Origin of the sequence: Mycobacterium fragae, assembly GCF_002102185.1 — a bacterium.
Classification (GTDB): Bacteria; Actinomycetota; Actinomycetes; order Mycobacteriales; family Mycobacteriaceae; genus Mycobacterium; species Mycobacterium fragae.
Window position 1 is genome coordinate 102,937 of sequence record NZ_LQOW01000005.1, and the last position, 22,306, is coordinate 125,242.

Below are 22,306 nucleotides of genomic sequence, written 5' to 3' on the forward strand. Positions count from 1 at the left end.
AGCCCACCGCGGTGTGCGGCCGTCGACGGTTCGCATAGTGACCGCTTCCCCAGCATGAAGACACTTGGTAGAGCGACTTTACCGCTGCGGCCCAGGTCGTGGGCGGATCCCGGCCTCATCGGCAGCGCCACACGCCGCGGCCGATGAGATCAGCGCGCGCACGCGGTCTACACCTCGACACGCTTGGCGTCGAAGGAGGAAGAAACATGACCGAACAGACCAACAGCCGCAGGTCCCGCAGCCGGATCGTCGGCACCGTGATCACCGCGCTGCTCGCGGTGTTCCTGGCATTCGATTGCGTGACCAAGATCGTCGGTGTCGAAGCCAGTCGCGAGGGAACAGCGGCGCTCGGCTTCCCGGTCGAGCAGACCCCGGTGATCGGACTGGTACTGCTGGCCTGCCTGGTCGTCTTTCTCATTCCGCGCACGGCGGTGCTCGGGGCGATCGGTATCACCGCTTATCTCGGCGGCGCGGTGACGGCGAACATGCGCGCCGAAAAGCCGATCGCCACGTTCGTGCTGTCGGCGGTCTATGTCGGCGTACTGCTCTGGATCGGGCTGATTTTGCGCCGCCCCGAATTGCTACGCACGCTTGGCCTGCGCCGACGGACCGAGTGACGGCATGAATACCGCCCACGCATGTCGGTTCGCAGCGGCGGCGCCGAATCCTTGCTAAGTTCTCGGACGGCATACTCCACGACAACAAGGCAGGAGCGGCAATGAGCCGACCCCCGGAGTACCCAGGCAACCCGAGCGATCCGTGGGGTCCTAACCCCAATCCCGGCGGCCAACCACCTCCCGGCTACGGCCCGCCCGGACCGCCTCCCGGGCCCCCTCCCGGCTACGGGCCACCCGGGCCACCTCCCGGACCGCCCCCCGGCTACGGACCGCCGCAGCCCGGGTATGGCGCGCCACCACCGCCTCCCGGCTACCCGCCGCAGCAGGGCTACCCACCGCCTCCCGGCTATCCGCCGCAGCAGCAGGGCTATCCACCGCGGCCCGGCCAGCAATTCGATATCGGTCAGGCATTCAGCTGGGCATGGAACAAGTTCAGTAAAGACGCTGTGCCACTGATTGTTTCGTTCGTCGTCTACGGCCTCATAGGGGCGATCCTCTACGCGGGGGTGATCGCCGGTTTCGGAGGTTTCAGCTCCAGCAGCGGCGGCGGAGGTTTCGGCTTCGCTTTGGGCACCACCGGCACGATCGTGCTCGACATCGTGGCGTTCGTGTACGGCACCCTGACCCAGGCGGGGTTGCTCTCCGGGTGCCTCGACATTGCCGACGGGAACGCGGTGAGCATCGGTTCGTTCTTCAAACCACGCAACTTCGGCGGTGTGATCCTCGCCGCGCTGCTGGTGGGCTTCCTCACCGCGATCGGGATGGTGTTGTGCGTTATTCCCGGCCTCATCTTCAGCTTCTTCGCGATGTTCACGATCCCGTTCGCGATCGATCGCGCCCTGCCGGCGATAGAGGCGTTGAAGGCCAGTTTCGCAACGGTCAGGTCGGACGCCGGCGGAGCTTTTCTGTCCTGGCTGGTGCAGGGACTGCTCGTGTTCGTCGGGGCGCTCCTGTGCGGGCTCGGCCTGATCGTCGCCGCCCCCGTCGCGATGCTGATCCTGGTCTACACCTACCGTCGACTCTCCGGCGGCCAGGTTGCGCAGTTGACGCCCTAACCGGCCGCCCGCCGAACGGGATCGGACGTCACCTCGTCGATGACGGTGTGGATGAACTGCATCTTGTCCAGCACCGCCGCCGGCAGCACAAACGGGTACAGGTCGTCGTGACCCATGGACCGGTTCACCATGTTCAACGACCACGACAACGGCAGCCACATGTCGATGATCTTGCGAAAAGCGCTGGGGCCCAAGGGTGGTCGCTCGAAGGTGGCGGCGGCCGGGGCCAGGCCGCAAGCCGCCGAGGTGTCCAGAGCGTCGCGGATGTGCAGGTAGTGCGCAAACGTCTCGGCCCAGTCTTCGGCCGGATGCATGGTCGCATACGACGACACGAAGCGCTCCTCCCAGCCCGCTGGCGTGCCTTCGCGGTAGTGCCGATCGAGGGCCTGCTGGTAGTCGGCGTCCGGGTCGCCGAACAGTTCGCGAAAGCGCGCCAAGTAGTCCGCTGACGGGTCGATCAGCCGGTAGAAGTAGTAATGGCCGATCTCATGACGAAAGTGCCCCAACAGGGTTCGATACGGCTCGTCCATTGCGACGCGCAGTTGTTCACGGTGCACGTCGTCACCCTCGGCCATGTCCAAAGTGATGACGCCGTTGTGATGTCCGGTGATGACGTTCTCCGACTCGCTGGACAACAGGTCGAACGCCAACCCGTAGTCGGGGTCGCGGTCGCGTCCGACGATGGGCAGCCTGAGCTCGTGGAGCTCAACGATCAGCCGCCGTTTGGCGTGCTCGGCACGAGCGAACGCCGCGAGTGCCTTGGTGTCGGAGTCGTTGGGCCGCCGCCGGGTCAACTTGCAGGACACACACAGCTCGTTACCCTGCACCAGCCAATTGCATTCGGCGAGATGCATATTGGCGCACAGCTGATAGTTGTCGGGGTCAACAGCCCCCGCATGCCCGGACTCGGCGATCACCAGCAAGGCCATGTCGTCGAGGGAGAACCCGAGTGCTGAGCCGCACGACAGGCAGACCGAGTTCTCGAACGTCAGCCGTTGACCGCAGTTGGGGCACACGAAGTCACGCATGTTGCGCTCCCATCGCGCATGGCACCACGTCGACAGCGACGTCGATGACACTGTTCTCGGAGTTGGTGTAGATGATGCCGCGCAGCGGTGGCACATCCGCGTAGTCGCGGCCGCGGCCGACGATGATGTAACGCTCGTCGATCAACTGGTCGTTGGTGGGATCCAAGCCCCGCCACCGGTTGTCCGGCGTCCACACCGCCGCCCACGCGTGGGTGGCATCGATGCCGACCATCCGGTCCTTACCGGGCGGCGGGTCGGTGGCCAGATACCCCGACACATAGCTGGCGGCCAGGCCGTTGGCGCGAAGGCAGGCGATGGCCAGCCGGGCGAAATCCTGGCAGACCCCCGCGCGGGCCGCCAGCATCTCGTTGACGCCGGTGGAAACCGTCGTCGAGCCGGAGCGGTAGGTGAAGTCGGCATGTATCCGCGAACCCAGGTCACGCAGCACCTCGATCAGCGGACGTCCCGCCGCGAAGCTGGGCGCGGCGTACTCGCGTACCCCGTCGGTGATCTCCGGCGGATCGAGGTCGAGGGCGAATTCGACGGCCAGCGCGCCGTCCACGCCCGTGGGGCGAGCCATTTCCCAAGGGGCACAGGCAAACCCGCTGCCGTACAGGTCGGCGGGGGGCGGATACACCTCGACGACGGACTCGGCGGTGATGGTCAGCGTCCGGTGGGGTTCGGTGACGTGGAAATAGGAGCTGATGTTGCCATATGCGTCGCGGCTGGTCGAGCTGTCGGCGGGTGCCGGCACGATGCGCAGCTCGTGCGACAGGCAGCATTGGCGGTCCAGGTTGCGCGGAGTCAGAAACCCCCGCCCGTAGGAGCTGGTCACCACATCGGAGTAGCGGTATTCGGTGCGGTGGGTGATCCGGTAGTGGCGGGTAGCCCCGTTGCCGGCGCGGGTCATGGCACCACCCGGCGCCGGTCGGGTCCCCACAGTGGCTGCATCATGCCGGGCAGCGACAGTTGAGTGGCGGTGATGACGCCGGACAGATCGCGCAGGCCGTCGTGCATGGCGTCGAGCAGCTCGGTCAGCTCGGCCCGCTCCCCGGCGGCGGTGACCTCGTCGAGGTCGCCGGGGTCGACCCGACGCAGCCGTGTGCTGATCTCGTCGACCACGCGCTCGGCCCGTGATGATCCGGACGCCCCGGGCAGGGTCTTCAAGTTGGCGCGCAACCGTTCCAGCTGATACACCAGCGACCGCGGGTTCTCCTCGTCGAAGAGCACCAGGTCGGCCACGGCTGCAACACTAACGACGCCCAGGTTGCGTCGCAGATAGATCACCGACGACTCGCACGCCACCAGCGTGGACTCGATGATCGTCTGCTCGGCGGCACGGCTGCGAGCCTGCCCCAGCGTCGCGCGCAGTAATCCGGTCAACCACAGTCCACGTTCGATGCGTTTGCCGATATCCGTCATCGTCCAGTCGACGTCGCGCACCACCGACTCGGCCGCCATCCCGGACAACGCCAGCATCCCGGCGAGGGTCAGCGCGTGCGCAGTGGCCAATGCGGTGTCGTCGGCGACCGAGATCGGCCCGCCCGCAGGCGCTTCGGGCAGTTGTGCCAGCGCTCGCTCCACACTGCTCAGCACCATCCAGGTGTCGTTGGACATCTGGTCGCGCACCGAGCGGGCCGCCCGGCCGAGTCGTTCCACCGACTGCGCCAGCGACCCCGGTCGTTGCCGGTCGACGGTGAGCGCCCACAGCGTCCGCGGCGCTGCAGCGACCGGGTCGGGGGCGGCGTTGTCGGTGCCGGTGAGCTTGCCGAGCGCAGTCAGCAATACCGGCACACATTCGCTTCCTGCGGTGTGCTGGCGGTGGCGGTATTCGTGGTAACGCTCGCGGGTGACGGTCAGCAACCGGGCCGTGCTTTCGGCCCGCTCGCCGTAACGGCCCAGCCAGAACAGATCCGAGAGCACCCGCGGCGAGCTGATTCCGCGGGTGCCGCTGGGCCGTGTGGTCGGCGGTTCCACCGGCGGCGCCGTGACCTCGGCCTGGGCCCGCGTCGGCGCCTGGACCCAAACATCCTTGGCGGCAACAGTATTCAGCTTGTAGGCGGCATTTCCCGCTGCGAGCACATAACCCAGCCCGCCGACCATCGGCGCATAGCCGCCGCGCTGCGAGACGGTGAACAACCGCACTCCGACGCCGGCCGCGGCAAATCCCTGATCGGTCGGCGCCGACGAGAACTGCGGCAGCTCCTGTCCGACCCACTGCCACGGCGTGGCCGCGATACGCGCGGCCAGCGCCTCGCGTTCTCCGGTCGACAGCGCCGGACCGACGATGGTCTTTCCGCCGACGGTCGGTTTGATCAGCAGCGACGGCAGGTGGCTGAGCAGATGCGATCGTTCGGCGTCGATACCGCCCCAGTACGTCGGCGCCGAGGGCAGCAGCGGGGCCTCGCCGATCAGCAGATCGGCTATCTCGGGCAGGAAGCGCTGCAGCCCAGGGCTTTCCAGTACCCCGCTGCCCAGGGTGTTGACCACGGTCACCGCCCCACGGCGCTGCACCTCGACAAGCCCGACCACGCCCAGCTGGGAATCCGATCGCAGATCCAGCGGATCGGCGTAGTCGGCGTCGACGCGGCGCAGCACGACATCCACTCGCTTGAAGGTGCCCAGCGAGCGCATCCACAGCGTGCCGTCGCGGACCACCAGGTCGGCGCTTTCGACCAGCGGGAAACCCAACACGGACGCCAGATACGCCTGGTCGAAAGCGGTCTCGGACCCGATGCCGGGGCTGAGGACCACCACCACGGGATCCTCGGCGGCCTCCGGCGCGGCGTCGATCAAAGCCAGCCGCAGAGTCTGCGCGAACGGTGACACCGGACGCGGTCCGACGCGCTCGTAGAGGTCCGGAGCGGCATGCGCGACCACGCGACGGTCTGCCAGGGCGTATCCGGCTCCGGACGGCGCCTGAGTCCAGTCCGCGTTGACCAGGAAGGCGCCCGACCGGTCGCGGCTGACGTCGCAGCCGTGCAGGAAAAGTTGATGCCCTCCGGGTATTTCGATGCCGCGGGCGGCCCGGATATAGCCGGGGTGGGCGAAGAGCAGCTGAGCCGGCAATACCCCGCTGGTGACGGCCCGCTGTGGTCCGTACACGTCGGCCAGCACCGCGTCGAGCAGCCTGCTGCGTTGCGCCACACCGGTTTCCAGCGTCGTCCAGTCTTCCGGGGTCAGCAGCAGCGGCAGCGCGTCCAGGTGCCAGGGTCCGGGGGTTGCGATGCCCTGGCCGTTGGTGACCGGCTCGCCGTCGTGGTCGACGGCGATGTAGGTGATCCCGTCGTGCTCGACCAGGGCGCTCACCGTCGCGCGCAGCCGGTCCAGGCCGGCACGGCCGCGCTCGCCGATCACTGCCGCAAGCTCAGCCCAGTGCGGGCGAATTTCGCCGTCGGCGTCGACGAACTCGTCGTAGCCGATTCCCCGCGGGACGCCATGCACGTCGAACAGTGCCGGCTGTCCCCGGGCGCCGCGGTAGGCGGCAACGAGCCGGTCTCGATCGTCCTGCACAGCCTCTGGCGGCGACGACAAGGAGCTACCGCCTACCGGTCGATCAGCCAACTGCGCCACACGATTTGCACACTAGCCCGTTTGCCGGGCGCACAATCGAAGGGTGGCCACGTGGGACGACGTTGCCAGCGTCCTCGGGGAGCTGCCGCTCGTCGAGGAGCGGTCGACGCACGACTGGCGGATCGGCAAGAAGCTGATCGCCTGGGAGCGGCCGCTGCGCAAGTCGGACCGGGACGCGTTGGCGTCGTCCGGGATCGAGCCGCCCGAGGGCGATATCGTCGCCGTCCGGGTCGCCGACGAGGGCGTCAAGTTCGCGTTGATCGCCGACGAGCCGGGCGTGTACTTCACCACGCCGCATTTCGACGGTTATCCCGCGGTGCTGGTCAGGCTGGCCGAGATCGACGAGCTCGGGCTGCGCGAGCTGGTCACCGAGGCTTGGCTGACCCAGGCCCCGAAGCGCCTGGTCCAGGAGTTTCTGGGCGAGTCGATCTGACACTTGACTCAGATCACAAAACGAGTAACTCTGACAACATCAGTAACATCTACAACATAAACAGCGTTGGTAACAATTGCATCAATTTGCACTTTGATTTACTTTGATTAACTCCAGTTACTTAAAGCGCCTTCACATCAAAGATCCCGCTAAATTAAATAGTTCTCAGCTGTTGACAATTTTCACTCAGGTTTGTTACTGGTGTTAAATGAGTTATTTTCACAGGGCATTCAGGGTGGAATCGCTGTGCAAGTCGCTTGTTATTTCCGCGGTCGTCGTCGTTGTCATCTCGGTCTTCATTGATCCCGCCACGGGCGTGGCGTATGCAGAGAGCGTCAACTGGGACGCAGTCGCGCAGTGCGAGTCCGGCGGCAACTGGTCGGCAGATACCGGTAACGGCTTCTACGGTGGCCTGCAATTCAAGCAGTCCACCTGGGAGGAAAACGGCGGAGTCGGCTCGCCGGCGCACGCCTCGCGCGAGCAACAGATCGCGGTGGCGAACCGCGTCTTGGCCACCGAGGGCCCCGAGGCGTGGCCCAAGTGCGGCCCCGATCAAACGCTCTTCCCGACCGAAGTGGTCAACATCCTGCGGTCCGGGCATCCGATCCGGACCACGATCAACAAACTATGGTCGAAAGCGCTCCGGCACTAGCCGATGTGATCACCCCGTGATCGGGGCCTAGTGCACCGGCTGCAGTTCGAAAAGCGGGAGCACCCGCGTCGTCTTCGACTGATACTCGGCGAAGCCCGGCGCCGCCGCGGTGATTTTCGGGAAAAGCTCGTCGCGCTCGGCGGCCGGTAATTCACGGGCGATCACGTCGAAGGATTCATTGCCGATCTCGACGTGTGCCGACGGGTTGGCGCGCAGGTTGTGCACCCACGCGGGGTTGATATCGGATCCGGCGAAAGAGCCGACGATGATCAGCTTGCCGTCGACACGGAAATGGGCCAACGGCGCGGTCCGAGGCTGACCGGACTTGGCGCCCGTCGTGGTGAGCAGCAGCAGGTTGGCGCCCTCGAACTGGCCGCCGACCTTGCCGTCGTGGGCCCGGAACTCGTCGACGATGCTCTTGTTGAACGCCTTGAGCGTCTCGGCATCGGGAATCTGTTGGGTCATGCGCGGTCAACCCGCTCGGGCCGGGCGTCTATTCCGGACTCCTTGCGCTGCTGGGCGGTGATCGGTGCCGGGGCATCGGTCAACGGGTCGACGCCGCCGCCGGACTTCGGAAAGGCGATGACCTCGCGGATCGAATCCACACCGGCCAGCAGCGCGGTGGTCCGGTCCCAGCCGAACGCGATGCCGCCATGCGGCGGCGCCCCGAACATGAACGCCTCCAACAGGAAACCGAACTTCTCTTCGGCCTGCGCCTTGTCGAGGCCCATCACGGCGAACACCCGCTCCTGGACGTCGCGGCGATGGATACGGATCGAGCCGCCGCCGATCTCGTGGCCGTTGCAGACGATGTCGTAGGCGTCGGCCAGGACGGCACCCGGGTCGCTTTCGATGCTGTCGACTGACTCCGGCTTGGGCGCGGTGAACGCATGATGCACCGCGGTCCATGCGCCGGAACCGACGGTCACCTCACCGGCAGCGGTGGCCTCGTCGGCGGGCTCGAACAGCGGCGGGTCCACCACCCAGGTGAACGCCCAGGCGTCCGGGTCGATCATCTCGAGCCGTCGCGCGATCTCGACGCGCGCAGCGCCCAGCAGTGCGCGCGAGGACTTGACGGGCCCCGCCGAGAAGAAAACACAGTCTCCGGGCGACGCGCCGACATGTGCGGCCAGTCCTGCGCGTTCGGCGTCGGACAGGTTCTTGGCCACCGGCCCGCCCAGTGTGCCGTCCTCGCCCACCAGCACATAGGCCAGGCCCTTGTGCCCGCGCTGTTTGGCCCAGTCCTGCCACCCGTCGAGCGTGCGGCGCGGCTGCGACGCCCCGCCTGGCATCACCACCGCGCCGACGTATGGCGCCTGGAAAACCCGAAACGGCGTGTCCTTGAAGAACTCTGTGCACTCGACGAGCTCGAGGCCAAATCGCAGGTCGGGCTTGTCCGACCCGAAGCGGCGCATCGCTTCGGCGTAGGTGATTCGCGGCAACGGTAGCGTCAGGTCGTAGTCGATCAGCGCCCACAGCGCGCGCAGGATCTGCTCGGAGATCGCGATCACGTCGTCGGCGTCGACGAAGCTCATCTCCATATCGAGCTGGGTGAACTCCGGTTGCCGGTCGGCGCGGAAGTCCTCATCGCGGTAGCAGCGGGCGATCTGGTAGTAGCGCTCCATCCCGGCCACCATCAGCAGCTGCTTGAACAGCTGCGGGCTCTGCGGCAACGCGTAGAACGAGCCCGGCTGCAGCCGCGCCGGCACCAGGAAGTCCCGGGCCCCTTCCGGCGTCGAGCGCGTCATGGTCGGGGTCTCGATCTCGACGAAGTCATGCTCGGCCAGCACGGCGCGGGCCGCCGCATTGACCTTGGAGCGCAACCGAATTGCCCCGCCCGGGCCGTCACGGCGCAAGTCGAGGTAGCGATACTTGAGCCGGGTTTCCTCCCCGGCAGGCTCGTCGAGCTGAAATGGCAGCGGCGCGCATTCGCCCAGCACGGTCAGCGACGTTGCGTTGACTTCTATGTCGCCGGTGGCGATCTCCGGGTTGGCATTGCCCTCCGGCCGGATCTCGACGACACCCTCGACGGCGATGCAGAACTCGGCGCGTAGCCGGTGGGCCTGGCTCAGCACGTCGGCGGCGCGGAACACCACCTGCGACACCCCCGAGGCATCGCGTAGGTCGATGAAGATCACCCCGCCGTGGTCGCGGCGGCGCGCCACCCAACCGGCCAGCGTCACCTTCTGCCCGGCGTCGGAGGCGCGCAACGACCCGGCGCCGTGACTACGCAACACGACTGCACAGTCTAAAGGGCGGGTCGGGGTTGCTAATTTCAGTGACATCGCAGTCGATATTGCAGTTGTCGGTCCGGGCGCCGTCGGTACGACGGTCGCCGCATATCTGCATGCCGCCGGTCACCGGGTGCTGCTATGTGGGCGGACACCGCGACAGCAGATCGAGCTGCGGCCCGACGACGGCGATCCGATCGTGGTGCCCGGCCCGGTGTGCACCGATCCGGCGGAGATCGCCGGTCCCGTCGGCGTAGTGGTGCTAGCCGTCAAGGCCACCCAGAATGATGACGCCGCCCGCTGGCTGGCCCGGCTGTGCGACGAAAGCACCCTGGTCGCGGTGCTGCAAAACGGCGTCGAGCAAGTCGAGCAGGTGCAGCCACACTGTCCGTCGTCGGCCGTGGTGCCGGGCATTGTCTGGTACGGCGCGGAGACCCAACCGGAAGGATGGGTGCGGTTGCGCACCGAAGCCCGGATCGTGCTGCCCACCGGGCCGGCCGCCGACAAGCTCGCTCAACTGCTCGGCGAGGCCGGCTGCGTCGTGGAATGCGACTCGGACTTCACCACCGCGTTGTGGCGCAAGCTGCTCGTCAACGCGCTGGCCGGGCTCATGGTGCTGACCGGGCGACGATCCGGAATGTTCCGCCGCGACGACATGGCCGAAGTTTCCCGCCGCTACCTCGCCGAATGCCTGGCCGTGGCCCGCGCGGAAGGTGCCCGCCTCGGCGACGACGTCGTCGACGAGATGGTGGAGATGTTCCGTCAGGTCGCCACCGACATGGGCACCTCGATGCTCGCCGACCGCGAAGCCGGCCGACCGCTGGAATGGGACATCCGCAACGGGGTGATCATCCGCAAGGGCCGCGCGCACGGTCTGCCCACACCGATCAGCGACGTGCTTGTACCGTTGTTGGCCGCCGCCAGCGACGGACCCGGATAGCTAAGGCAATGCCGATGAAGAAGAAACCGAAGATGTTTCCCTGCGAACGTGTGGACGTGAGCTTCACCGAGACCGCGCCGTACCGGTTTTCCAACAGCGTCGAGCTCGCAATCACGCCCGAGCAACTGTTCGAGGTACTCGCCGATACGGAGGCCTGGCCGCACTGGGCGAGCGTGATCACCAAGGTGACCTGGACCAGTCCCGAGCCCCGCGGGGTGGGCAGCACGCGCCTCGTCCACATGCGCGGCATTGTCGGTGACGAAGAGTTCCTGGTCTGGGAACCGTTCACCCGCATGGCTTTTCGGTTCAACGAATGCTCGACGCGGGCCGTGGCGGCGTTCGCGGAGGACTACCGGGTCGAGGCCATTGCGGGCGGCTGCCGGATGACATGGACGCTGGCGCAGAAACCCGCGGGGCCGGCCAAGGTTGCGATGTTCGCGGTCCGGCCGCTGCTGAATTTGGGGTTTCGCCGGTTTCTGGCCAATCTGCGCCGCTACACCGATAAACGATTCGCCACGACGCCGCAGAGTTAGGGTCACACCATGACAGCGGTCGACGACATCACCACCCTTCGCCGGCGTCGTGAGGCGGTCGTCAATCAGCACGCCGAAGCGGAAAACCGCCATGACGTCAAGGCGACAATCGCAACCTTTCACCGTCCGCGTTACGAGGTGAACGGTGAACCCCTGGACGGCGAGGAGGCCGTTCGCGAGCTGCTCCAAGGCTTGATGGACGGCTTTCCCGATTTCCACATCGCCATGGGCAAGATGCGCCATGCCGACGACGCCGTCTTCGGCGAGGGGGTCATCACGGGAACCCATGACGGCGAATGGTCGGGTATCCCAGCTACCGGACGCCGCGTCGAGTTTCCGGTAGTTGGAATTTTCGAGTTCGACGGCGACCGATTGCTATGCGAGAAGGTCTATTTCGACACAGCCACCGTGCTGACTCAGATCGGCGTTCTTCCCGCCCCGAGCTAAAACAAACCCGCCCAGGCCGAGCGCCGCACCGCGTCCGGATCATCGAGGACGACGTCGGACCATGACCGGATGACGCGGGTGGCCCGTCGCCGAGTGTCGTAGGGAGGCCAGTCGTCGGACCAGCTATGGCCGTCGGACCAGCCTTTGGTGGCGAAATCCAGCCATGTTCGCTGCATCCGGCGGCCTACGGCGGGCTGCAGCCAGCTGCCCAACGGATGCAGCCTGCGGCCCAGCTGCGAGGCGTAATTGTGCTGAATTTGCACGATCTCACTGCCATGAACCGCACCCAGGCCCAGCGCCCTCAGGACCCACGGCGTGTGATCGAACCGGTAGACATAGGTCGGCGCATGCGCGCTATAGGCGTCGGCGAACGCCCAGACACCTGCGCCGAACATGGCGTCGCCGCCGAGGGCTATCCGCGCGCGTCGGCGTGGGTAGCCGGGGTAGGCGGCCAGGACGCGCTCCCGTGCCTGCGGGCCGAGGCGGGAAAGACAGCGGTTGATGTTGGCCGGTGTCGTCGGCAGCATCGGCGGCTTGGAACGCGCGAATATCGACGCCTCGTGACGGTTGGCGCCGATGATCAGTGGCAGTCGCGTCACCGTGCCCGCGCGGGCCGCCTCGATCGGATGCCGCGGCAGCAGGTCGACCCCGTAGGTCAGCCCATGCGCGAGCGTCGGTGTGGTCGCCACGCTGGCCAGCTGCAGTTCTCCGGCGGCCCGGCGCAATTGGCGTTGCGGCAGTTCTTTTATCGCCTTCGGGCCCACGCCGAGCCGGTCCAGGAACTGCCGCGCCTGCTCGGCGCGCGTCGCCCGGTCGGCGATGAGCGGCAATGCCGGGCTCTGCACGATCGCGCGGGCGAACAGCCCGTCGGCGGCAGGACTGGCCAGCATCGCCAGTATCGAAGTGGCGCCTGCGGATTGACCGAATGCGGTAACGCGGTGGGGGTCACCGCCGAACGCGGCGATGTTGTCGCGCACCCAGGCCAGCGCGGCGATTTGGTCGCGCAGGCACAGGTTGTCGTCGAAGCCCTCGCCGAGGTCGCCGAGTTCGAAGCCGCCGAATACCCCGACCCGATAGGACACGTTGACGACGACCACGTTGCCGTGGGCAGCCAGCCGCGACCCCTTGTACAGCTGCAATTGCCCCGCGCCGGTGAGGAATGCTCCGCCGGGGATCCAAACCATCACCGGCAGCGAGGCGGACGTCTCCGGTGACCACACCGTCAGCGTCAGGCAGGCCTCGTCGCGGATTTTCGGGTTATTGCGGTCGCCTGCGACCAGCGAGCGGCTCTGCAGCGGCAGCGGGCCGTGCTCGACGGCGTCGCGCACACCGGTCCATGCCGGCAGCGGCGCCGGCGCGGCGAATCGACGCTCGCCGACAGGTTGCTGCGCGTACGGCACGCCGCGCCACACCGCGACGCCGCCTTCGACGGTGCCCCGGAGATCACCGACCGCCGTGTGCGCGAGGGTCGGAACTTCGGCAACCGCGGGCACGCCTGAATCGTAGTGTGCAAAGCTGATCCCGTCGGGCTAGAAGCTCTTGGGAGCCACGACATCGACGCAACGGAGAGTGCGATGACCTTCAACGAGGGTATGCAGATCGACACCAGCACGACGACGACTTCTGGTGGCGGCGGCGGGCGGATGATCGCGATCGGTGGCGGATTGGGCGGGTTGATATTCCTGGTCGTGGCCATGCTGCTCGGCGTCGATCCCGGCAAGGTGGTGACCCAGCAGCCCGCGAACACCCGCGAGGACGTGGCGCCCGGCTTCGACCTCAACCAGTGCCGAACCGGAGCAGACGCGAACAAATACGTGCAGTGCCGCGTGGTGGCCACCGGCAACTCGGTCGACGCCGTCTGGAGCCAGCTGATGCGCGGATACACCCGCCCCCGGGTGCGGCTTTTCAGCGGACAGGTCGACACCGGCTGCGGCCCGGCAACCACCGAAGTGGGGCCGTTCTACTGCCCGGCGGATGAGACCGCCTACTTCGACACCGGCTTCTTCGACGTGCTGAAAGATCAATTCGGTTCCAGCGGTGGGCCATTGGCGCAGGAATATGTGGTCGCCCACGAGTTCGGCCATCACGTGCAGGACCTGGCTGGAACCCTCAGCCGCGCCCAGCACGGCGCGCAGGGCGCCGGCGGCAGCGGCGTGCGCACCGAGTTACAGGCCGACTGCTACGCCGGCGTGTGGGCGCACTACGCCTCGATCACCAAGCAGGAAAGCACCGGCGTGCCCTACCTGCAACCATTGAGCGACAAGGACATTGCCGACGCGCTGTCGGCGGCGGCGTCGGTGGGCGATGATCGGATCCAGAAGGCCGCCACCGGACGGACCAATCCCGAGTCGTGGACCCATGGCTCGTCCGAGCAGCGGCAGCACTGGTTCACCGTCGGTTACCAGACCGGTGATCCCAACCAGTGCGACACCTTCCGCGAACCGAATCTCGGCTAGCCGCTCAGAACAGCGTCGGCTGCAGGGCCTCGGCGATCTGATGCTTCGGGGCGCTATCGAATCGGCGCTGATCGCCGGCCAGCCCGTACTTGGCGATCAGCGGTGCGGCTCGCGCCCGTAGCTCGTCGCGATAGTGCGGCGGCAAATACGCTCCGCGCCGGTACAACTCGCGATACCGGCCGACCAGTTCGGAATGGGTGCGCGCCAGCCACGACATGAACCAGCCGCGCGTCGACCCACGCAAATGCAGCCCGAACACGGTCACACCCGTGGCCCCGGCTTCGGCGATCTGCCGTAGCAGGCTGTCGAGATGCTCGACGGAATCGGTCAGGTGTGGCAATACCGGCGCCACCATCACGTGGCAGTCCATGCCGGCGTCGCGGATCGCCGCGATCAGCCCGAGGCGTGCCTGCGGGCTGGGTGTGCCCGGTTCCACGTCCTTGTGCAGTTCGGGATCACCGACAGCGAGCGAGACCGCCAGGCTGACCGGAACCTGCGCCGCAGCGTCAGCGATCAGTGGCAGGTCGCGGCGCAGCAGCGTGCCCTTGGTCAAAATCGACAGTGGGGTGCCCGATTCCGCGAGCGCGCCGATGATGCCCGGCATCAACGCATAGCGGCCCTCGGCGCGTTGATAGGGATCGGTGTTGGTGCCCAGCGCGACCGTGTCGCGACGCCACGATTTGCGGTGCAGCTCCCGGCGCAGCACGTCGGCGACATTCGTCTTGACGATGATTTGGGTGTCGAAGTCGTTGCCGCAGTCCAAGTCCAGGTATTCGTGGGTGGGCCGGGCGAAGCAGTAGCGGCAGGCGTGCGAGCAACCGCGGTAACCGTTGACGGTGTACTGAAAAGGCAGGCCGGCAGCGGTGTTCGGAATCTTGTTCAGCGCGGATTTGCACAGCACTTCGTGGAACGTGATGCCGTCGAATTGCGGCGTCCGCACACTGCGGACGAAACCGATGCGCTCCAGCCCGGGCAGCGCGCCGTCGTCGACGCGGATGCCCTGCTCGTCCCACCGCATACTCTATTCGAACTCTTGTTCGAATATATGTCAAGCCTCGGCGAGCAACTCCCGCAACCTGGCCCGGCCGTCGTCATCGAGCGGCAGCAACGGCCGGCGCGGATCCCCGACGCCGGCGCCGAGAAGATCCAGCCCGGCCTTCACCGTCGTGGGCAGGCCGCCCGCGACGATGAACTCCAGCAGTGGCTTGAGGTCGTCATAGATCTTCTGCGCTTTGTCCAAATCGCCTGCGCGGGCAGCGTCGTAGAGGTCGATGCAGGGCTGTGGACGCAAACATGGTGCGGCAGTACACCATCCGGCCGCCCCGGTCCGTAGCGCATCGAGCACCAGCGGGTTGCTGCCGTTGTAGAACGGCAGCCGACCATCGCTGAGTTCGGCGATCCGCTGCATCCGCGACAAGTCCCCGGTTGACTCCTTGACCATGGTCAGGTTGTCGATGGTCTCGAACATCCGCACCAGCAGCTCCGGGCTCATGTCGATGCCACTGGTGGCCGGGTTGTTGTACGCCATGATCGGAATCTCGATGGCCTCGCCGATGCTGGCGTAGTGCTGCACGATTTCTCGTTCGGACAACTTCCAGTAGGACACCGGCAGAATCATCACCGCGTCGGCGCCGGCCTTCTCGGCATACTGCGCGCGCCGAATTGTGTTGGCAGTGGTGAGATCCGAGACACCAACCACGACAGGCACCCGTCCGTCGACCGCGGAAATCGTGGTGTCGACGACGGTGTCGAACTCGGACTCATCGAGGTACGCCAGCTCCCCGGTGCTGCCCAGCGGTGCGATCGCGTGGACTCCCGCGCCCACCAGCCGATCGACGAGCGCGGCCAACGCGGCGGTGTCGATCGGGTCGGCGGAATCGGTGGCGAACGGTGTCACCGGGTACGCGATGATGCCGTGAATCTCGGGCACTGTGGGCTCCTCAGCTGGTCAAAACGTCGGGATCATTCTTCAGGGCGCGGCGCGCGTAGTAGGCGAAGTTCGCGCGGCTTCGTTGCGGCCTCAGCGTCCAGTCATGGGCCTCGCGGGCCAGTCGCTCCGGCAGTTCCTTGATGGTCCCGGCAGCCATCGCGGCCAGTTGCAGTTTGGCCGCGCGCTCGATCAGCACCGCCAGCGAGCAGGCTTCCTCGACGCTGGCCCCCGCCACCACCTGGCCGTGATGGGCCAGCAAGACCGCCTTCTTGTCGCCGAGGGCCGCGCTGATGATCTCGCCCTCCTCGTTGCCGACGGGAACGCCCGGCCACTCGGGCAGGAACGCGCAGTCATCGTAGAGCGGCGTGGTGTCCATCTGCGACACCACCAGCGGAACCTCCAACATCGACAACGCCGCGGCGTGGAACGCATGCGTGTGCACGATGCACTGCACATCGGGCCGGGCGCGATAGATCCAGCTGTGAAAGCGGTTGGCGGGATTTGCCATTCCGTCGCCGTCGAGCACGTGGAGATCCTCGTCGACGGTGAGCAGATTGCCCTCGGTGATCTCGTCGAATCCCAGGCCCAGCCGCTGGGTGTAGTACGTGCCGGGCTTCTCGGCCCGGGCGGTGATCTGCCCCGCCAGACCCGAATCGTGCCCGGCGTCGAACAGCACGCGACAGGTCAGCGCCACCTTCTGGCGTGTGGTCAGCTTCGACTCGCCGACGTTTGCGGCCAGACTCTCCTGCGCACGCCGCATCAAGTCGGCCTTCGAGTCAGTGAATGTGGTTGCCATGAGTGGCTCCCTGGATCGCCGGGTTTATGACACTATGGCCACCATAGGAAACCTTGTGTCATCATGCAAACCATGACAGCACTGTTGCGTGCGGTCCGCCGGCAGCGCGGCCTCACCCTGGAGAGCCTCGCCGAGCGAACCGGATTGACCAAGAGCTACCTGTCGAAGATTGAGCGCCGCCAGAGCACACCGTCGATTGCGGTGGCCCTCAAGGTGGCCAGTGCCCTCGACGTCGACGTCGCGCAGCTTTTCTCCGAGCAGGCCGCCGACGAGAACATCACCGTCGACCGCGCCGGCGACCGTCGCGGCGCCAAGGGTCAGCGGTACGTGGCGTTGGCGTCGACCGTTCTGGGGAAGTCGATGTCACCCTTCGTTGTTCGGCCCAAACGAAGAACAGCAGACGATCTGCATCCGGTGCATCCTGGCCAGGAATTCGTGTTCGTGCACGCCGGATGCGTCGAACTGGATTACGGCGACCGGACCCTCACCCTCGGGGCGGGCGACAGCGCCTACTTCGACGCATCGGTCAGCCACAAATTCCGTGCGGTCGGCGCCGAAGCCCCCGAAGTCATCGTCGTCGCGCAGAACGATCCCGACGTAGGCAGGCACGTCGGCCGTCAGGTATGAAACAAGGATGGACGACGAGCCGGAACCGGTAAACGGCGACGGCAAGCCTGCCCCGTCGGGCATCAGCCGCCGGCGGCTGCTCACGACGGGCGCGGCGGCGGCCGTCGTCGGTGCCGGCATCGGCGCGGGCGGGATTGCGCTGCTGCGGTCATCGCATCACGGCCCGACGCTGTGGACGCAGTCCGATCGAAGCGGCGTACAACCTGTCGGCGGTCTGCATCTACAGTTCGGCCGAGACGCCTCGCGCGAAGTCGTGGTGTCGTGGCATACCACCGATCGTGTGCGCAACCCACGCGTCATGGTGGGCACGTCGACCTCCGGATTCGGCCGCGTCGTGCAGGCCGAGACCCGAACCTACCGGGATGCGAAGTCCAAGACCGAGGTTCGCGCCAACCATGCCCGCCTCGACGGCCTGAGGCCGAACACCGATTACGTGTATGCGGCGGTACATGACGGTGCCGACCCGGAGCTGGGAACGGTCCGCACCGCGCCACTCGGGCGGAACCCATTGCGCTTCACCAGCTTCGGAGATCAGGCTACCTCAACGCTCGGCAGGCTGAAAGACAGTACCTACGTCAGCGACAATCTCGGTTCGCCTGCCGCCGGGGACACCACGACCGCGATCGAACGCATCGCTCCATTGTTCAACCTCGTGAACGGCGACCTGTGCTACGCCAACCTCGCACACGACCGCATTCGCACCTGGGCGGACTGGTTCGAGGGCAACAGCCGCTCGGCACGCTATCGGCCCTGGATGCCGGCGGTCGGCAACCATGAGAACGAATTGGGCAACGGGCCAGTCGGTTTCGCCGCATACCAGACATTCTTCGCGCTGCCCTCGTCGGGATCCGACGCCGAGCTTCGCGGGTTGTGGTATTCGTTCACCGCAGGCTCGGTGCGGGTGATCAGCCTCAGCAACGACGACGTCTGCTTGCAGGACGGCGGCAACTTCTACGTGCACGGCTACTCCGGTGGCGCGCAAAGACGTTGGCTGGAGACCGAACTCGCCGATGCTCGCGCCGACCCCGACGTGGACTGGGTAGTGGTGTGCATGCACCAAACGGCCGTGTCGACCGGGGCGTCCACCAACGGCGCCGACCTGGGCATCCGCCGGGAATGGCTGCCGCTGTTCGACCATTACGGGGTCGACCTTGTCGTCTGCGGTCACGAACACCACTACGAACGCTCGCATCCGGTGCGCGGAACCCTGGATACCGAGGGCAAGATGCCGATAGCGGTCGACACCCACGGCGGCGTGATCGACACCACCAAGGGAACCGTGCACGTCGTCATCGGCGGTGGCGGCACGTCGGCACCGTCGAACACGATGTTCTTCCCGCAGCCCAAGTGCCGGGTGTTGACCGGTGTCGGCGACTTCGATCCGGCGCGCGGACACAAGGCGCCGATCTATCTGGTCGAGGACGCACCCTGGTCGGCGTTCCGCGACCGCGACAACCCGTACGGGTTCGTGGCATTCGATGTCGATCCGGGCTCACCCGGCGGCAACACGTCGATCAAGGCCACTCACTACGCCGTCACCGGCGCGTTCGGCGCGACGAAAGTCGTCGAAGAGTTCACTCTTACCAGGCCGCGCGGCGGCTGACGCCCCGGCCCCAGGTCCGGCCCGCCCGGTGGTAATGTCATTTCCGTTTCAGAACAATGACACTCTCGGGGAGCCGTCGCATGCCCACGGAATCGGTCGCGGAGTTCGCCGAGCGGGCCCGCGCCTGGCTGGCCGCAACCATGCCGCGCACCGACCCGCGCAATCCGTCGTTCGCCGATCGTGGCGACGAGGCGTCCTGGCAACGCGCCCGCGAACTGCAACGACTGCTCTACGACGGCGGATTCGCGGGTATCTGCTTCCCAACCGAGTACGGCGGGCTCGGCCTGGACATGGAGTATCAAAAGGCGTTCGACGCCGAAAGCGTCGGCTATGAGATGCCGCTGATCTTGAACACCCCGACGTTCACGATCTGCTGTGCGACCATCCTCGATACCGGCACCGAAGACCAGAAGCGGCAACACGTTTCGGCGGCGCTGCGCGGCGACGAGGTGCTCGTCCAACTGCTCTCCGAGCCCAGTGGCGGATCGGACCTGGCAGGCGTGATGACGCGTGCCGACCGGCATGGCGACCGCTGGGTGGTCAACGGCGCCAAGACGTGGAGCACCGGCGCCTTCGCCGCCGACTACGGCCTGCTGCTGGCCCGCACCAATTGGGATGTGCCCAAGCACGACGGCCTGACCATGTTTCTTGTGCGCATCGACAGCCCGGGGCTCACGTTGCGCCGGATCACGCAGGTTCACGGCTCAACCGAGTTCTGCGAGGAGTTCTTCGACGACCTCGAGCTCGGCGACGACGCGGTGGTCGGCGAGGTCGACAAGGGCTGGGAGGTGGCGTCGCGCCTGCTGTACCACGAGCGGCGCGCGGTCGGCGGTGGCTCGGAATTCGCCAGCGGAAGCGGCAGCGAAAACGCGCAGGAGCAGCCGCCGGACTACACCGCACTGATCCCGGCGACCGGGCAGGCCGGCAACGACAGGGTCCGCGAAGCGGCGGGGCGGGCGCTGGTGCACCGCGCCGTCCGCGACCACCTGGTCGATTACGTCTACCGCGGCGTGCTCGACGGCTCACTGCCGCCCGCCGCCGGCTCGCTCATCCGCCTCTACCACGCCGAGTCCATCGAGCTCGAAGTCGACACCGCCCTGGCGATCGGCGGCAGCGCCGGTGTCGTCGACGGGCCCACCGGGGTATTGGCCGTCGGCCAACGCTATCTGTCCCGGCAGACCGCGGCGCTCGGCGGCGGCAGCACCGAAATGGCGCGCAACGTCATCGGCGAACGGGTATTGGGCTTTCCGCGCGAATACGCCGCCGACCGCGGCGTCCCGTTCAACCAGGTGAAGCACAGCCGAGCCTGACCGGGGCCCCCGGCCGAGCCTGCACCCTTGGCGCCGAGTGTGAATGTGGGGCGGCAATTTCGCGATTTTCCCGCCCTAGTCTCACACTGAAAGCCATCAGTTCACAGTCGATTTGCGCGAGGATTGGTGCTCCCTAGCTTTGAAAGAACTTCGGCGACAACGGAGTCCGCGGCGACGTCGACCTGTTCGCCCGTCGTCAGATCCTTGACCCCGATTGTTCCCGATTCGATGTCGCGGTCACCGGCGACCAGCGCGAGCCGCGCACCGGAGCGGTCGGCGGCACGCATCGCGCCCTTGAGACCGCGGTCGCCATAGGCCAAGTCGACTCGCACACCGGCGGCTCGCAGCTGCCCGGCCAGCACCGCAAGCCGCAACTTGGCCTGCTCGCCCAGCGGCACGCCGAACACATCGCAACGCGCCGTAACGCCAACACTTTTGCCCTCGGCTCGCAGCGCCAGCAGGGTGCGGTCCACGCCGAGACCAAACCCGATGCCGGACAGGTCGGCTCCCCCGAGCTGGCGCATCAGGCCGTCGTAGCGGCCACCGCCGCCGATGCCCGACTGCGCGCCCAGGCCGTCGTGCACGAACTCGAACGCGGTCTTGGTGTAGTAGTCCAGACCGCGCACCATCCGCGGGTTGACGACGTATGGCACGCCGAGACCGTCCAGGTGCGCCAGCACGGTTTCGAAATGCTGCTTGGCGACATCGGATAGGTGGTCGAGCATCACCGGCGCGTCCGCCGTCATCGCCTTGACCTCGGGGCGCTTGTCGTCGAGCACCCGCAGCGGGTTGAGCTCGGCCCGGCGGCGGGTTTCCTCGTCGAGGTCGAGTTGAAACAGGAAGTCCTGTAACAACTCTCGGTAATGCGGGCGGCAGGTGTCGTCGCCCAGCGAGGTGATCTCCAGCCGGAACCCGTCGAGGCCCAGCGAGCGGAAGCCGGCGTCGGCGACCGCGATCACCTCGGCGTCCAGCGCGGGGTCGTCGACGCCGATTGCCTCCACACCGACCTGCTGCAGTTGGCGATAGCGCCCGGCCTGGGGCCGCTCGTAGCGGAAGAACGGCCCGGCATAGCACAGCTTGATGGGCAGCGCCCCGCGGTCCAGGCCGTGTTCGATCACCGCACGCACCACCCCGGCGGTGCCCTCCGGGCGCAGCGTGACCGAGCGGTCGCCGCGGTCGGTGAAGGTGTACATCTCCTTCGACACCACGTCGGTGGACTCCCCCACGCCGCGCGCGAAAAGCGCGGTATCCTCGAAGATCGGCAGCTCGATGTCGCTGTAGCCGGCCCGGCGGGCGGCGTCGAGCAACCCGTCGCGCACCGCGACGAACTGCGCCGAGTCGGGCGGGACGTATTCCGGCACGCCCTTTGGCGCGCTGAATTGGGTCACGGGCTGAGCCCCTCGAGAAACGGGTTGTAGCGGCGTTCGGCGCCGATCGTGGTCTGCGGGCCGTGTCCGGGCAGCACCACCGTCTTGTCGTCGAGGACCAGCAGCTTGTCGACGATCGAGCACATCAGGTCGCGCCCGCTGCCACCGAACAGGTCGGTGCGGCCCACCGAGCGCTCGAACAGGGTGTCACCGGTGAACACGATGTCGTCATCGTCGCTCACCCGGAAGACCACCGAGCCGCGGGTGTGGCCGGGCGTGTGGTCGACGGTGACGCTGACGCCCGCGAGGTCGATTTTGTCGCCGTCCCGGTCCAGTTCGACGACCTGCTCGGGCTCGCGGAACATGGCGCCCAGCAGTATCTGTCCCAGCCGCGGACCGAAGCCCTTGATCGGGTCGGTCAGCATGAACCGGTCCTCGGGGTGGATGTATGCCGGGCAGCCGAAGGTGTCGGATACCTTCTGCGCCGACCAGATATGGTCGATGTGGCCGTGCGTGAGCAGCACGGCCGCGGGGGTCAGCCGATTCTTGTCAAGGATGCGCCGCAGCTGGCCCATCGCACGCTGGCCTGGGTCGACGATGATGGCGTCCGCTCCCGGGTGCGGCGCCAGCACATAGCAATTGCACTGCAGCAACCCGGCGGGAAATCCGGTGATCAACACGAGGTCCAGTTTCCCATTACCGTGCCGC

The 22,306-nt window shown here is 66.8% G+C and carries 22 protein-coding genes; 11 read left to right on the top strand and 11 right to left on the bottom strand.

Features of this window, described 5'->3' with window-relative positions; translation table 11 throughout:
- The first annotated feature begins 206 nt into the window (after nucleotides 1-206).
- Both AWC06_RS03185 and AWC06_RS03190 read left to right on the top strand, forming a co-directional pair.
- Nucleotides 207-617: a DoxX family protein gene (locus AWC06_RS03185; protein ID WP_085194303.1), complete on the top strand. Its 411-nt coding sequence runs from the start codon at nucleotides 207-209 to the stop codon at nucleotides 615-617.
- A gap of 101 nt (nucleotides 618-718) precedes the next feature.
- Complete coding sequence (locus AWC06_RS03190; RefSeq protein ID WP_085194305.1) at nucleotides 719-1,672, top strand: DUF2189 domain-containing protein; 954 nt, start codon at nucleotides 719-721, stop codon at nucleotides 1,670-1,672.
- On the opposite strand, the gene AWC06_RS03195 is transcribed toward AWC06_RS03190, so the two are convergent.
- The 3 genes from AWC06_RS03195 to AWC06_RS03205 are packed head-to-tail and all read right to left on the bottom strand — an operon-like array spanning nucleotide 1,669 to nucleotide 6,213.
- Entirely contained in the window at nucleotides 1,669-2,700 is a 1,032-nt protein-coding gene (locus AWC06_RS03195) for a zinc-binding metallopeptidase family protein (RefSeq protein ID WP_085194307.1), read from the bottom strand. The two genes, AWC06_RS03190 and AWC06_RS03195, sit on opposite strands and share 4 nt — an antisense overlap.
- Complete coding sequence (locus AWC06_RS03200) at nucleotides 2,693-3,610, bottom strand: transglutaminase family protein (protein WP_085194601.1); 918 nt, start codon at nucleotides 3,608-3,610, stop codon at nucleotides 2,693-2,695. The genes AWC06_RS03195 and AWC06_RS03200 overlap by 8 nt, the downstream gene beginning before the upstream one ends.
- Entirely contained in the window at nucleotides 3,607-6,213 is a 2,607-nt protein-coding gene (locus tag AWC06_RS03205; protein WP_244899006.1) for a circularly permuted type 2 ATP-grasp protein, read from the bottom strand. Before AWC06_RS03205 ends, AWC06_RS03200 begins: the two co-directional genes overlap by 4 nt.
- A 103-nt stretch (nucleotides 6,214-6,316) precedes the next feature.
- On the opposite strand from AWC06_RS03205, the gene AWC06_RS03210 reads away from it, so the two are divergent.
- On the top strand, nucleotides 6,317-6,706 hold the full coding sequence (locus AWC06_RS03210) for an MmcQ/YjbR family DNA-binding protein (protein WP_085194312.1): 390 nt from the start codon (nucleotides 6,317-6,319) through the stop codon (nucleotides 6,704-6,706).
- 208 nt (nucleotides 6,707-6,914) lie between these two features.
- The gene (locus AWC06_RS03215; RefSeq protein WP_085194314.1) at nucleotides 6,915-7,358 is read left to right on the top strand and encodes a transglycosylase family protein; all 444 of its coding nucleotides are present in this window, start codon (nucleotides 6,915-6,917) and stop codon (nucleotides 7,356-7,358) included.
- 27 nt (nucleotides 7,359-7,385) lie between these two features.
- Here the strand turns inward: AWC06_RS03215 and AWC06_RS03220 are convergent, their stop codons facing one another.
- Together AWC06_RS03220 and aspS are read right to left on the bottom strand one after the other, a co-directional pair.
- On the bottom strand, nucleotides 7,386-7,823 hold the full coding sequence (locus tag AWC06_RS03220) for a nitroreductase family deazaflavin-dependent oxidoreductase (protein ID WP_085194316.1): 438 nt from the start codon (nucleotides 7,821-7,823) through the stop codon (nucleotides 7,386-7,388).
- A complete protein-coding gene (gene aspS / locus AWC06_RS03225; RefSeq protein ID WP_085194317.1) occupies nucleotides 7,820-9,595 on the bottom strand; it encodes an aspartate--tRNA ligase in 1,776 nt (591 codons plus the stop codon). The genes AWC06_RS03220 and aspS overlap by 4 nt, the downstream gene beginning before the upstream one ends.
- A gap of 46 nt (nucleotides 9,596-9,641) precedes the next feature.
- Between aspS and AWC06_RS03230 the strand changes: the two genes are divergently transcribed.
- The 3 genes from AWC06_RS03230 to AWC06_RS03240 are packed head-to-tail and all read left to right on the top strand — an operon-like array spanning nucleotide 9,642 to nucleotide 11,509.
- On the top strand, nucleotides 9,642-10,529 hold the full coding sequence (locus AWC06_RS03230) for an oxidoreductase (protein ID WP_085194320.1): 888 nt from the start codon (nucleotides 9,642-9,644) through the stop codon (nucleotides 10,527-10,529).
- Nucleotides 10,530-10,561: 32 nt separating this feature from the next.
- Nucleotides 10,562-11,062: an SRPBCC family protein gene (locus tag AWC06_RS03235; protein WP_085194603.1), complete on the top strand. Its 501-nt coding sequence runs from the start codon at nucleotides 10,562-10,564 to the stop codon at nucleotides 11,060-11,062.
- A gap of 9 nt (nucleotides 11,063-11,071) precedes the next feature.
- Nucleotides 11,072-11,509 carry an ester cyclase gene (locus tag AWC06_RS03240; RefSeq protein WP_085194322.1) on the top strand — a complete coding sequence of 146 codons (438 nt, stop codon included), beginning with the start codon at nucleotides 11,072-11,074 and terminating at the stop codon, nucleotides 11,507-11,509.
- On the opposite strand, the gene AWC06_RS03245 is transcribed toward AWC06_RS03240, so the two are convergent.
- On the bottom strand, nucleotides 11,506-13,002 hold the full coding sequence (locus AWC06_RS03245) for a carboxylesterase/lipase family protein (protein WP_085194324.1): 1,497 nt from the start codon (nucleotides 13,000-13,002) through the stop codon (nucleotides 11,506-11,508). The genes AWC06_RS03240 and AWC06_RS03245 overlap by 4 nt on opposite strands.
- Before the next feature lie 81 nt (nucleotides 13,003-13,083).
- Between AWC06_RS03245 and ypfJ the strand changes: the two genes are divergently transcribed.
- The gene (gene ypfJ / locus AWC06_RS03250; protein WP_085194326.1) at nucleotides 13,084-13,965 is read left to right on the top strand and encodes a KPN_02809 family neutral zinc metallopeptidase; all 882 of its coding nucleotides are present in this window, start codon (nucleotides 13,084-13,086) and stop codon (nucleotides 13,963-13,965) included.
- A 4-nt stretch (nucleotides 13,966-13,969) separates the two neighbouring features.
- Here the strand turns inward: ypfJ and AWC06_RS03255 are convergent, their stop codons facing one another.
- Genes AWC06_RS03255 through AWC06_RS03265 form a run of 3 tightly spaced genes read right to left on the bottom strand, consistent with a single transcriptional unit; the run spans nucleotide 13,970 to nucleotide 16,691 of the window.
- Nucleotides 13,970-14,983: an Rv2578c family radical SAM protein gene (locus AWC06_RS03255; protein WP_085194328.1), complete on the bottom strand. Its 1,014-nt coding sequence runs from the start codon at nucleotides 14,981-14,983 to the stop codon at nucleotides 13,970-13,972.
- Between the two features lie 30 nt (nucleotides 14,984-15,013).
- The gene (locus tag AWC06_RS03260) at nucleotides 15,014-15,895 is read right to left on the bottom strand and encodes a dihydrodipicolinate synthase family protein (RefSeq protein ID WP_085194330.1); all 882 of its coding nucleotides are present in this window, start codon (nucleotides 15,893-15,895) and stop codon (nucleotides 15,014-15,016) included.
- 10 nt (nucleotides 15,896-15,905) lie between these two features.
- A complete protein-coding gene (locus AWC06_RS03265) occupies nucleotides 15,906-16,691 on the bottom strand; it encodes an aldolase (protein ID WP_085194332.1) in 786 nt (261 codons plus the stop codon).
- A gap of 72 nt (nucleotides 16,692-16,763) precedes the next feature.
- Between AWC06_RS03265 and AWC06_RS03270 the strand changes: the two genes are divergently transcribed.
- The 3 genes from AWC06_RS03270 to AWC06_RS03280 all read left to right on the top strand — a co-directional run bounded on the left by AWC06_RS03270 (nucleotide 16,764) and on the right by AWC06_RS03280 (nucleotide 20,231).
- Complete coding sequence (locus AWC06_RS03270; RefSeq protein WP_085194604.1) at nucleotides 16,764-17,318, top strand: helix-turn-helix domain-containing protein; 555 nt, start codon at nucleotides 16,764-16,766, stop codon at nucleotides 17,316-17,318.
- A 7-nt stretch (nucleotides 17,319-17,325) separates the two neighbouring features.
- On the top strand, nucleotides 17,326-18,921 hold the full coding sequence (locus AWC06_RS03275; RefSeq protein WP_085194334.1) for a purple acid phosphatase family protein: 1,596 nt from the start codon (nucleotides 17,326-17,328) through the stop codon (nucleotides 18,919-18,921).
- Between the two features lie 80 nt (nucleotides 18,922-19,001).
- Nucleotides 19,002-20,231 (top strand): acyl-CoA dehydrogenase family protein, encoded by a 1,230-nt coding sequence (locus AWC06_RS03280; RefSeq protein WP_085194336.1) that lies wholly within the window; start codon nucleotides 19,002-19,004, stop codon nucleotides 20,229-20,231.
- 101 nt (nucleotides 20,232-20,332) lie between these two features.
- Here AWC06_RS03280 and hisS read toward each other — a convergent pair whose 3' ends face one another.
- A complete protein-coding gene (gene hisS / locus AWC06_RS03285; protein WP_085194338.1) occupies nucleotides 20,333-21,619 on the bottom strand; it encodes a histidine--tRNA ligase in 1,287 nt (428 codons plus the stop codon).
- Nucleotides 21,616-22,278, bottom strand: a complete 663-nt coding sequence (locus AWC06_RS03290; protein ID WP_085194606.1) for an MBL fold metallo-hydrolase — start codon at nucleotides 22,276-22,278, stop codon at nucleotides 21,616-21,618. The genes hisS and AWC06_RS03290 overlap by 4 nt, the downstream gene beginning before the upstream one ends.
- Nucleotides 22,279-22,306 lie beyond the last annotated feature (28 nt).